Source organism: Pseudomonas sp. ICMP 3272, from assembly GCF_001466905.1.
Taxonomy (GTDB): domain Bacteria; phylum Pseudomonadota; class Gammaproteobacteria; order Pseudomonadales; family Pseudomonadaceae; genus Aquipseudomonas; species Aquipseudomonas amygdali.
Map to the genome: position 1 here is coordinate 1 of NZ_LKEK01000088.1, position 11,078 is coordinate 11,078.

At 53.0% G+C, this 11,078-nt stretch carries 9 protein-coding genes and 1 pseudogene; 4 read left to right on the plus strand and 6 right to left on the minus strand.

Annotated elements, in window-relative coordinates; genetic code table 11:
• The 6 genes and pseudogenes from AO068_RS23155 to AO068_RS23175 form a co-directional block, all read right to left on the minus strand.
• Window positions 1-299 (minus strand): hypothetical protein (locus AO068_RS23155; RefSeq protein WP_058409578.1); only part of this gene is annotated, 299 nt, incomplete at its 3' end.
• A 123-nt stretch (window positions 300-422) separates the two neighbouring features.
• Window positions 423-734 (minus strand): immunity protein Tsi6 family protein, encoded by a 312-nt coding sequence (locus AO068_RS23160; RefSeq protein ID WP_058409572.1) that lies wholly within the window; start codon window positions 732-734, stop codon window positions 423-425.
• A gap of 145 nt (window positions 735-879) precedes the next feature.
• Window positions 880-1,203 (minus strand): hypothetical protein, encoded by a 324-nt coding sequence (locus AO068_RS23165; RefSeq protein WP_058409579.1) that lies wholly within the window; start codon window positions 1,201-1,203, stop codon window positions 880-882.
• Window positions 1,204-1,342: 139 nt separating this feature from the next.
• Window positions 1,343-1,423, minus strand: a pseudogene (locus tag AO068_RS29830) (DUF6861 domain-containing protein); the annotation flags it as partial.
• Window positions 1,424-1,762: 339 nt separating this feature from the next.
• Complete coding sequence (gene tri1 / locus AO068_RS23170; protein WP_058409573.1) at window positions 1,763-2,842, minus strand: ADP-ribosylarginine hydrolase Tri1; 1,080 nt, start codon at window positions 2,840-2,842, stop codon at window positions 1,763-1,765.
• Window positions 2,839-4,326, minus strand: coding sequence for a DUF6861 domain-containing protein (locus tag AO068_RS23175; protein WP_058409574.1), 1,488 nt, complete (start codon window positions 4,324-4,326; stop codon window positions 2,839-2,841). Before AO068_RS23175 ends, tri1 begins: the two co-directional genes overlap by 4 nt.
• Window positions 4,327-4,979: 653 nt before the next feature.
• Between AO068_RS23175 and AO068_RS23180 the strand changes: the two genes are divergently transcribed.
• The 4 genes from AO068_RS23180 to AO068_RS23195 form a co-directional block, all read left to right on the plus strand.
• Entirely contained in the window at window positions 4,980-6,830 is a 1,851-nt protein-coding gene (locus AO068_RS23180) for a type VI secretion system Vgr family protein (protein ID WP_058409575.1), read from the plus strand.
• 11 nt (window positions 6,831-6,841) lie between these two features.
• The gene (locus tag AO068_RS23185) at window positions 6,842-7,423 is read left to right on the plus strand and encodes a DcrB-related protein (RefSeq protein ID WP_010195598.1); all 582 of its coding nucleotides are present in this window, start codon (window positions 6,842-6,844) and stop codon (window positions 7,421-7,423) included.
• Window positions 7,424-7,457: 34 nt separating this feature from the next.
• Window positions 7,458-7,925, plus strand: a complete 468-nt coding sequence (locus tag AO068_RS23190) for a DcrB-related protein (protein ID WP_058409576.1) — start codon at window positions 7,458-7,460, stop codon at window positions 7,923-7,925.
• Window positions 7,926-7,930: 5 nt separating this feature from the next.
• On the plus strand, window positions 7,931-11,078 hold a 3,148-nt coding region (locus AO068_RS23195; RefSeq protein WP_058409577.1), incomplete at its 3' end, for a DUF6531 domain-containing protein.

The window sequence follows — 11,078 nt, forward strand, 5'->3', positions numbered from 1 at the left end:
TCGCCCATTTCCCTTTTCAACTTACGTAACAAAGGAGTCTCTCCACCAGTCAGCTCAATCCTGAACTCTGCGAAAGCATGCTCAAGATGGGGATATTGCTGCAAGCCCTCTTCGGTAAATAGGTAACGCCCCGGAATGTCTCGCCACTGCAACTTAACTGTTATCATGCCAGATTCGGCCAGCTTCATCAGTGGTTCGATCTCAGCTCGAAGCTTTTCAACCACGTGATCTGATTTTTTCAAATCTTCAATCAATTCACGCAGCTTTTGCGTTTTTTGCTTAAGATGTTCAATATTCATAGTAATGACTTTGGCAGCAGCTGGATAGGCGAAGGGACGAAGGAAAGCAGACATCTGCGACCGGCCTCAAGAGCGAAAATTGCAACTTCTTTCGCTCTTGGCAAGCGTAATAAAATTTATTTCTCAAGGACGCCACAACCCTTCGGGAAGCTTAACTTTCAGTCCGTTCGCTGATTGATTTGCTATGTAATAAACATCCATTAATGCTCGTGCCAACTCGTAATCAGTATCTTCAAACTCTTTCGCCGCAAGAGCTCCAATGGAAAGCTTATGAAGTCTAAATTTATCCTTCTCAACACCATCAAAAACAGCTTTTATGTATAATAGCTGGTTTATAACTGTGGCATAAACAGGAAATGAAGGATTGCGTTTTATCCGCTCTCTAGTCAGATCGATAGCATAATCTACAAACTCTATAGCAGTATTAAACTTCATCACCCACTCGCGCCCATTAATTTAAGCGATTTTTTGGACTGGAAGTCATTTGTTTTCCAGGCGTTTGACTAGAGATTATCGAAAAGAGAAGAAACGTCTTCGCTTTACCGTTTCAGACTCGAAACAAAGTACGCTGCACTACCCTCTATTGAAGAGACTTTCGACGCTTAGCCATCTTGGCCGCCAACATCTTATACGCATCTGTTTCGCGCACCTCTGAAAGTTCAAGACAAAAATCAGCGTAGGCTTTTTCCAAATCTCCATAACTTTGTAAATTTGTTTCGGTAAAAATCTTGTATCCTGGAATATCTCGAGGCTCAACCATCTCTGTTATTTGGCCTTGCTCTGCCCGGCAGAGTAGCATATCAAGGGTCAATAATAATATTGAAGCATCGGGGTCGCGATGTTTATAAAATTCAAGTTTGTCGCGGAGCGTTGTAGCTGCCACTTTCAAAGCTCTAACATCCACGCTAATGTTACTCCTAGTTTCATCGTGCTGATTAGTCTGGACATAAACCATTCACCACGATTGTTTACTATGCTCTGAACAGCATCGCCAGACCTGGCAACTTTCCGTCGGCGCGACGTTACCCACAAAAACCTCTCTTAGCTTGAATCAGCTTGTTAGGTTCATCATCGAGGTTCCGCTCGATGCCATCCCAGCTAGGAGTGTTGGCTAATAAGTCCATTTATACATCACTGTCCTTGGGTTGAAGGGGGTTGCACCAACTTATTTGGGTAGTCACGAATTGACACGTTCTGATCCATATGCACTTGGTCCGATCAGACCTGAATTTTGAGCCAAATTTCAGAGCAAGCTCACTTTTCTCATCCGCGAAATAGATCGTAATATCGTAATTATGACAAAACGTCATTATCACGCAGTAAACATTTGTACCTCTGACTTTTCTTACGAAAAATTCATATAAATATCTATATTATAAACACTCAAGAAACTGTATTTTGGCGCTATCAGCGATAGACCTTTAAAGGATTGCACACTTCCACGACAGCGCCGAAAATGCATTTTAACTTGGTGCGCGCTCAAACAACTGCTGAGCTAAATCTTGAATATGATCCGACCAAGCGACTTTTTTTACCCACTCATCTGGCATACCCGACACACCATACAATGCACCGGCGATTTGTCCAGCGGTAGCTGCTACACTGTCAGCATCATCGGCGAGATTAGCGGCTAGCAGAATAGCATCTTTGAAGTTGTCGGTATGCCATACGGCCCACAGGGCTGCTTCCAGCGTGTCGATAACATAACCTGAGGAGCGGATCTGGTCTCTAGTTTTTTCTTTATATTCACCGGCGTTGATGATCATTACCCGAGGCTGGAATGGGCCGATCATGGGAGAAAAAATCTCCTGCTTATTGGCCCCATTTAGAGCGAGGTGTAATTTTGCCCCTAGAAGTTCACAACAACTAATCACCTCAACCGCACAGTGTGTAGTTCTGCTTTGCGTTTGACTTTCCATCCATGTAGTGATCAGAGAGTTTCGCCGAAAAATAGCTGTCGGTGCTAATCTGATTATTGAACCGTTGCCTGCGGTACTAGGCTCCCAGTTACCGTTCCAACTCAATCCTTCCTTTAGCCAACCTTCAAGTGCGTTGCGTGTCGCATTACCAATATCAAAGCAAACACCGTTGACGCTATTTTCCCCTTTTTTATACCAGCGGCACAGCCGATTCAAATAGTCTGCGTAATCCAGCTTTCCATTCGCAAGGTAACAGTCAGCCAAGCAAAGAGCTAGGCTGGTATCATCTGTCCACTCACCCGCGTTGAGTCTAAATGGCCCCCCGCCTTGCATGTCTGTCACAGTGTTAGAATCGCGACTAGTAAACTCCAGAGTTGTACCGACTGCATCACCAATAGCAAGACCAAGAAGTGCGCCTTTTGATCGGTCAAGTGCCTGAGAGGCTGTTAGCGTAGGTATTCTAGATGCTAGCCAGCCCGGGACCAAGGAAGAGTCTGTGGAACTATCAGCCTTTGAAGATCTTCCACTTGAGGTAGATACTCTAGGAGTAGGCGCAGGCCTAAGGCTTCTATACCGTTCAGCATAGTCAGTAACGATGTCTAACGAGCTATGTAGATTTATCATGGGACTTCTTTAAGAGAAAGATGGGTGATAAAACCTGATTCTTGGCGATTTAAAACTTCAAAAGTTGTCCCGGGCGGATATAGAACCTCTGCTTCTGGAAGATGGGTTAGAAATGAAATGTCTTTTCCAGATGTTCCTTGCACCACCATTTGAGTATTGCCCGAGAAGGGGCTAGTTGCCGAACTGCTAAAAAAAGCTTTATCCACTTCTACGGCTCCGATAGTCATCCTATCAAGAACATCTGGGGGGAGATCTGTCCCCCGGTAGGTTCGCCCTCCCACAAACGGAGGCAGCTTAGCCAAGCCTTGAGTGGCATGATGAGCAAAAGCCTCAATCTCTGGGGTAGTATTATCCGAGCGCATAGCCGCATTAAACTCTTTATATACGTCATTAGTAGAATAACCATAAAGAGCTCCAATTTCATCATCTGAAAGCAGAAGTGATGCCTTAGGATTTCTTTCGCTAGCATTGCTGCGTCCTGCAGCTATCCATCTATCAGCCATTTCCTTACCTACCGCATCATGCAGACTCATAACAGGTACAGGTTTTGCGGGTGACTTCGTTTTATCTGGAGAAGGGGTTGAAACTTCTGGCTGATCGATATCAGCTTGCTTCTTAGCCAACGGCGCCGGCTCATTAACCCGCAACTCCGGCTGAGCCAACAACTTCTGCTCATTACGCGCCAACCAATTCGCAAACTGCTTGTTCGAAATATCTGCCTGAAGCTTGGCACTGCGCGCTGCGATGCTATCCACGCTACCTATGATGCCTGCCTTGACCTGCCCACGTGTCATGTAGGTCACGATGGCAGTAAAGAGCAGCAGCACCAGTTGCTCCTGGCCCTTCGCAATTTGGCGGGCAGCACGATCAATCCGCTCCTGGATTTCGTATGCCGAACCACCAGTGGGGTCGAGGCCCTCGGGTTTCAGCCCTTCGTCAGCGTGCCAGGCAGTGGCGAAGCCTTCCTGCAAGGTAGAGAGGCAAGCAGGCAGACCTTTATAGAAATATTCAGCTATAGCTGAGAGGCCCAGCGCCATCAGGATCAGGTTGCCAACCTGTAAACCGATACCCGCTCCAACTGCCGCTACCGGCACAGCGCCGACACCAAAGAAAAACGCTCCAGCAACGCCGCCAGCGACCGTACCGACCGCAACGCTGCCGCCGAGAATCATCGCGACTTCTTTAACCAGTTGCAGCAGCACCGGGAGGATCTGTTCGATCTCGATGGATGCCCACTTGCGCTTGAGGTTTGACTCGATGATGGGATAGGAAAGCCTCATCGCCGCTTTCACATAGTCAATGCGGTTGCCGCCCATGTATCCGTAGGCTTGAGTCGCGGTGGTATTGACGCGTCGCGTGAAGCCATTCCAGCTGTCATAGGTGCTCTGCAGCCCATCGCTGTAGGCTTGATTCAGCGTGTTGAATTTATCATCGAGGTTCCGCTCGATGTCATCCCAGCTAGGAATGTTGGCTAATAGGTCCATTTACACATCACTGTCCCTTGGTTGAAGGAGGCTTGCACCAATCGCGCGGCTACAAATTGACGTGATCCGAGCCATGTACATGGCTCCATGGGACCTGAATTCTGAAGCTAAATTTCAGGACATGCTCATTTTTCTCACCTAAAAAACAGATCGCAACAATGTCATTAGGCTATCACTTATTCGAGTCCCTGCTTAACTCATTGCTACGCTTGAAAATCTTCCAACTAATGCGCGCTCTAAGTGCTCCACAATTACGACCGTCCAGCTAAATCAGACACATCCCAAAATGAGGGTGATCGTCCGAGGCCGTCGTTGTGGTTGACACGGCGCAACGCCTCGGTGTCTCCTTTCATCTCTTAAGAACTGTAACGGTTTTGAGAGAAATGTTAGCTGTTTTTTTACTGAGCTAGTGGCACTTTCATATTGTTTTGTGGTCGCACATTCGCAGTAATTGCGAGATGCCGAACGCGTCTGTAGCTCTGGTCCTACGAAATTTTCAGAATTTTATGAGCGGTGGATGTCGATTTTTGATATCGCAGCCCTCCTGAAATAGTCGATGCTTATGCACCAGACCTGTGTCGTGACTTGTCAGTTTGTAACCGTTAGCCGCTAAATCCGGCGGCGCTGGCCTCCCTGCCTTCAAGGAGATATACATGTTGATGGACCTTGCCGCGATGCTTTCGCCGCAGAACCGGCGCCTTTTCAAATTCAAGAACCTCGCCAATCCCGAGCAGGAGCTGCTGCTGGAGTCCTTTAGAGGGTCTGAAGGTCTGTCACGTGCATACCAATTTGACCTGCTGCTGGTGTGCCAGGACTCCGGAGTCGAGCTGAAATCGATGATGGGCCAGCACGTGGTTATCGAAATCGAGCTGGCGGATGGCTCGCCACGCTACATCGCTGGCTATCTCACGCGCTTTGCCAGCGGTGGCAGCGACGGCGGTATGGCCAAATACACGGCAACGCTCAACCCCTGGTTCTCCATGCTGAAGAACCGCTTCGACACACGTATCTTCCAGGGAAATACGGTTGAGGAAGTCGTTACCCAAGTGTTCGCGATGTGTACCGCGTTCTCCAAGCATGAGTTTCGCCTGAGCAAGCCTCTCAAGCGCTATACCTACATCACTCAATACCGCGAATCTGACTTCAACTTCGTCCAGCGTCTGCTGGAAGAAGAAGGGATGTTCTATTACTTCGAGCACACCGCCGAAGGTCACACCATGATCATCTGCGACGACTCCACCACGCTGGTGCCGTTGCCGGAGCAGCCCCAGATACGCTTCCACTCGGCGTCGGTCACCGAGACAGCCGACTCCATCATCGAATGGAACGGCGACCGCAAACTACAATCAGGGAAAATAGCGGTTCAGACGTTCGACTATCGTCAGCCAAACAACAGGCTGCCGGTCGCCATGAACAGCCTGAACCAGCAGGGTGATGTCGAGAACTTCGAGGTGTACGACTTTCCCGGCCAGTACACCCATGGTACCTACGATGAAGGTGAAGCGCTGTTGCGCTTGCGCGTTGAAGCGCTTGAGCTGAGGGGCAAGAGCTTTAGGGGCACCAGTAACTGTCGTGCCATGAAGCCTGGCTACACCTTTGAACTGCTGCAGCATTACGACCACGATCAGGGCTCACCTGAAGACCGCCAGTTCCTGCTCGTTCTTGTTGATAGTGAAGGCCACAACAATTATCTCAACGGCCAGCAAGCCAGCTACTTCAACACCTTCTCCTGTGTGCGCAAGAAGATAGTTTTTCGCCCGCAGCTCACGACCAATCGCTCCGTCATTTCCGGCCCGCAGACCGCTATCGTTGTGGGTCCGCCCGGAGAAGAAATCTTTACCGACGAACTGGGTCGCGTAAAGATTCAGTTCCACTGGGACCGCAAAGGCGAGCACAACGACAAAAGCTCCTGCTGGGTCCGCGTCGCTCAATCCGGTGCCAGCGGCGGTTTTGGTAGCATCCAGATCCCACGCGTCGGTGACGAGGTGGTGGTCGTTTTCCTTGATGGCAACCCCGACCGTCCGCTCGTCATGGGCAGTCTGTACAACAGCCAGAATACGCCGCCGTGGTCGTTGCCTGCCAACAAGACCCAAAGCGGTTTCCTGACGCGTTCGGCCAAGGGTGATGGCGGTACAGCCAACTTCTTCCGCTTTGAAGACAAGGCCGGTGCCGAACAGGTGATCATGCATGCCGAGCGCAACATGGACACCGAGATCGAGCTGGATGAAAAGCACGAGGTGGGCAATAACCGCAAGGTGACTGTTGGCGGTACGAATACGGAGATCATCCAGAAAGATACTGTGACGAACGTGCAGCAGGGGTCGTTTACGCTAAAGGTCGACAACCAGTTCATTCAGGTGGATGCCAAGCAGTACATCCTTCTCAAAGTAGGCGACAGCAGCATCTCGATCACTCCGGATGGCATCCAGATAAAAGGCAAGGTGATCAATGTTCTTGGCGAGAGCACCTTTGTCAAAGGTGACCGAGTCGATATCAACAAGTGAGAACGCAGGGCATGGAACGAACAAGTCTTTACGACCGTATTTCCGCAAAACGTATTGCGGATGAGGAGGCAGCGCGCAAGGCAGCGCTGGAAGCCCCGGTCGTTGAAGCTGTCCCCGAGCCTGAGCCAGAACCGATCACGCCATTGCAGGACGTGCCCAGCAGTTTCAATTTTGGTGGCTTTAATCTGGCCTTTCCTGAAAGCGTCCTGTTTCGTGATGTCCAGGTTACGCTTGAGTACAAAGGCGAGCCGCTCATGTTGTCTGTCAAACGCAGAGACGTAATGCAGGGTGAGGCGCTGGAAGCACTTTTCGAAAGCTCGGTGCAGACCTTTCGTGAGCGCGACCCTCAACTCCGTATTATTCGTCGGCGGGACTGCACCCTGGTGGGCTGCACTGCGAAAGCGCTGGATTTCCACTTCAAAGAAGGCAGCGCAGAACAACACGCGCGACTGGTAGGTGCGCTTGTTCCCCTTGCCGGAAAGGATGTGCTGCAGTGGTTGGAAATTTCTTGCCTGATCGATCCGACCAAGCCGGACCTCAGCCTCTGGCTGGCGGATTTCGATAGCATGCTGGGCGGTCTCGCCGCACAGTGATTGTTTCTTTTTTGATTTCAGGAATTCTTATCACATGGACTACGAGTTGCACGAAGGCAGTATCAAGCTGCCAGAGGGATTTCAGGACCGCACAGTGAACATGTTCGTGATGGGCTCGACGCTGCCTGCCCCGCTGAGCATGACGGTCTCCAGAGACACTCTGCTACCTTCCGAGCACCTGAAAACCTATGTTGATCGCCAGGTCAAAATGCTTTCGTCCAAGCTGCGCGGTTACACGCTGCTGAACAGAAAAGCAGTTTCGCTATCGACCGTGGCCCCTCTCGAAGGTATTCAGATCGACGCGTATTACATGACCGAAGGGCGTCCTTACTATCAACGTCAGGCGGCTTTTCTGATCGAGCCTGAGCGCGCGATCGTATTCTCGACCACGTCCCAGACGGACTTCAGTATCGAGCAGACCCAGGATTGGGAAAACTTGTTGGCCAGTTTCCAGCCTCGCGTGTCTGATACCTCTCCAGCCAACGGTAGCGAACAGGAGTAACGCTCATGTTCGAGGCCGCGCGCTTTGGTGACGAAATATCGCATACCGGCGCCCTGGGGGGCTTCCTGATCGGGGCTGTGCTCGGTATTGCGCTCATTGCGACGGTAGCGATCGCAACCTTCACGTGCGGGTTCGGCGTGGCTCTTCTGGCAGGACTTGCAGCAGGCGTCGGAGGTAGCCTGCTCACCGCCGCAGGAGAGGCGATAGGGAGTATGTTTTCCTCCCCTTCTGGCACGATCATCACGGCATCACCCAATGTATACATCAACAACCGCAAGGCAGCGCATGTTGAAAAAAGCATTGGTGCCTGTGACAAGCATCCGGGGCCGGTCAAGATTGCCGAGGGTTCGACCAACGTCTTCATCAACAGTGTGGCGGCGGCGCGCAAAGGCGATAAGCTGACCTGTGGCGCGACCATCTCCGGCGGCTCCGACAACGTATTTATCGGCGGCGGCAGGTATCGCTATCTGCCAGTGGACGACGAAATTCCAGGCTGGCTGCGCACTACCGTCGATGTACTGATGGCCGTGGCGGGTGCGGCAGGTGGTATTGCACAGCTGCTCAAGGCCGGAACGCAGGCAGGCATGAAAGCAGTGCTGCCCTGCGCCATGAAGTTCACCGCAGGTTTCGTCGCCGGCGAAGTGGGCAGTCGCTACGTGGTTGAGCCTGTGATGCGCAGTGCCATCGGCGGCCTGAGCGGCAATCCGGTCGACACCACGACTGGCCGCAAGCTGATCCCGGATGAAATCGACTTCAGCCTGCCGGGCCTGATGCCCATCGAATGGTCGCGTTTTTACGCCAGCAATCTGAATGTCGACAGCGTGCTCGGCAAAGGCTGGGTGCTGCCGTGGGAGCAAAGCCTGCGCAAGCGCGGCAGCTTCCTCTACCTTACGGATAACCAGGGCCGCACCGTTCCGTTCGTGGACATAGCGCCTGGCCAGCGCATCTACAACCCTCACGAACAGGTCTATCTGGTCTGCACGCAGGGTGGTCACTACCTGCTGCAGACGCTGGACAACATCTTCTTCTACTTCGGCGAAGTGCCTGACGACAACAAACCGGTTCCGTTGGATCGTATCGAAAACGCACTCGGTCACTTCCTGCATTTCACCCGTACCGAACAAGGCACGCTGACCGACATCAGCGCGACGGGCGGGATCCGCGTGCACCTGCATTACGACGAAGTGACGACACGCCTGACCTCGGTCAAGCGCATCGTCGACAATGAGGCTGTCGAAACCCTGGTCCAATACCACTACGACAGCAACGGTCAGCTCGCAGAAGTGTTCAACCGCAACGGTGATTCCGTGCGCCGTTTCAGTTACACCGATGGCGTCATGACCCGCCACAGCAACGCACTGGGCCTGACCTGCGAGTACCGCTGGGAAATCATCGACGGCCAGCCGCGTGTCGTCGAACACCAGACCAGCGATGGTGAGCATTTCCACTTCCGCTACGACCGCGAGGCCCGCACCACCTGGGTCACCGACGTACTAGGGCGCGAGCTGGAAATTCATTACAACAAGGACCATCGCGTCACCTCGAGCCGCGACTACAGTGGCGATCACTACGTCATCGAGATCGACGACACCGGCAACATGACCGGGCTGACCCTGCCCGATGGCAACCAGCTGGCGTTCGAGTACGACGAGTTCGCCCGGTTGCTCAAGGAGACCGATCCGCTGGGCCGCAGTATTCGCTACCAGTACCACCACCTGACGACGCTGATTACTCAGGTCGATTACCCGGATGGCAGTACCTGGAAGGCCAACTACGATGCCAAAGGCAACCTCGTTGCCGAGATCGATGCGCTGGGCCACAAGACCGAATACCTCAACGGTGAGGACGGCCTGCCGCACACCATCGTCGACCCGACGCTCAAGTCCAAATACCTGTGGTGGAACAACCTGGCGCAAGTGCAGCGCTTTCAGGACTGCTCGGGCAAAAGCACGCACTACCGCTATGACGAGCGCCACCACTTGGTGGCCGTCACCGATGCACTGAACAACACCACCACGCTGGAACGCAAACCCGACGGCGAAGTGCTGCGCATCAACCATCCGGATGGCACCAGCGAGACCTTCACCTACAACGAACTGGGCCAGGTCCTGACCCACACCGATGGCAAAGGCCAGACCACCCAGCTGCTGCGCAACGGTCGTGGCCTGCCCAAATGGCGACAGGATGCCAAAGGGCAGACCATCACCTACGAATACGACAAAGCCATTCGCCTCGTCGCCCTGACCAACGAAAACGACGCCACTTACCGCTTTGACTACGACAACGCAGACCGTCTGATCGAAGAAAAGCGCATCGACAACCTGACCCGTCGTTTCAGCTATAACCTCGGCGGACACCTGACACAGGTTGAGGAAATCGGCTACGGCGAGAAAGGCGAACAGCCACGGCGCAGTACCCATCTGGAGCGCGACCCGATAGGCCGTTTGCTGGCCAAACTCAACGACGACGCGCGCCAGGACTACGCCTACGACGACGGCGACCGACTGCTGTCAATCGAGCGCAAACCGACGGACACCGGCAGAAAACTCGGCGTCACCGCCGAGAAACTGGAATTTGCTTACGACCTGCTGGGGCGACTGACCACAGAGACCACACCCCAAGGCGCACTGGCCTACGACTACGATCCACTCAGCAACCTGACCACGCTGACGCTTCCTACCGGTCAGCACCTGAACCACTTGTATTACGGCAGCGGTCACCTGCACCAGTTGAACCTCGATGGCCAGTTGATCAGCGATATGGAGCGCGACGATCTCCATCGCGAGATCTACCGCACCCAAGGCAAGCTGACCAGCTGCTTCGGCTACGACAGCATGGGCCGCAAGGCCTGGCAGTACGCCACAACCCTGCCTGCAGAAAAACTGTCGCAGATTCAGAACCCGCTCATAAAGCCAGAGCGTTATGTCGAACACGCCTACAACCCGGTCCACCGCCGCTACGAATACGACCCGGCCGGCGAACTGAGCCGCACCCTCGACAAACTGCGCGGCGAAACCCAGTACGAATACGAAGCCAACGGCCAGTTGCTGGCGCGCAACACCGGCCGAGTGGTCGATGGCGAAGAGTTCCGCTACGACGCTGCGGCCAACCGCCTCAACTTCAACACCAGCCGCTTCGATCACGTCAAAGACA

Bases quoted from the DNA above. Each gene is read 5' to 3' on its own strand.
- AO068_RS23160 (WP_058409572.1), bottom strand. From the start codon at position 734: ATGAAGTTTAATACTGCTATAGAGTTTGTAGATTATGCTATCGATCTG.
- tri1 (WP_058409573.1), bottom strand. From the start codon at position 2,842: ATGATAAATCTACATAGCTCGTTAGACATCGTTACTGACTATGCTGAA.
- AO068_RS23175 (WP_058409574.1), bottom strand. From the start codon at position 4,326: ATGGACCTATTAGCCAACATTCCTAGCTGGGATGACATCGAGCGGAAC.
- AO068_RS23180 (WP_058409575.1), top strand. From the start codon at position 4,980: ATGTTGATGGACCTTGCCGCGATGCTTTCGCCGCAGAACCGGCGCCTT.
- AO068_RS23185 (WP_010195598.1), top strand. From the start codon at position 6,842: ATGGAACGAACAAGTCTTTACGACCGTATTTCCGCAAAACGTATTGCG.
- AO068_RS23190 (WP_058409576.1), top strand. From the start codon at position 7,458: ATGGACTACGAGTTGCACGAAGGCAGTATCAAGCTGCCAGAGGGATTT.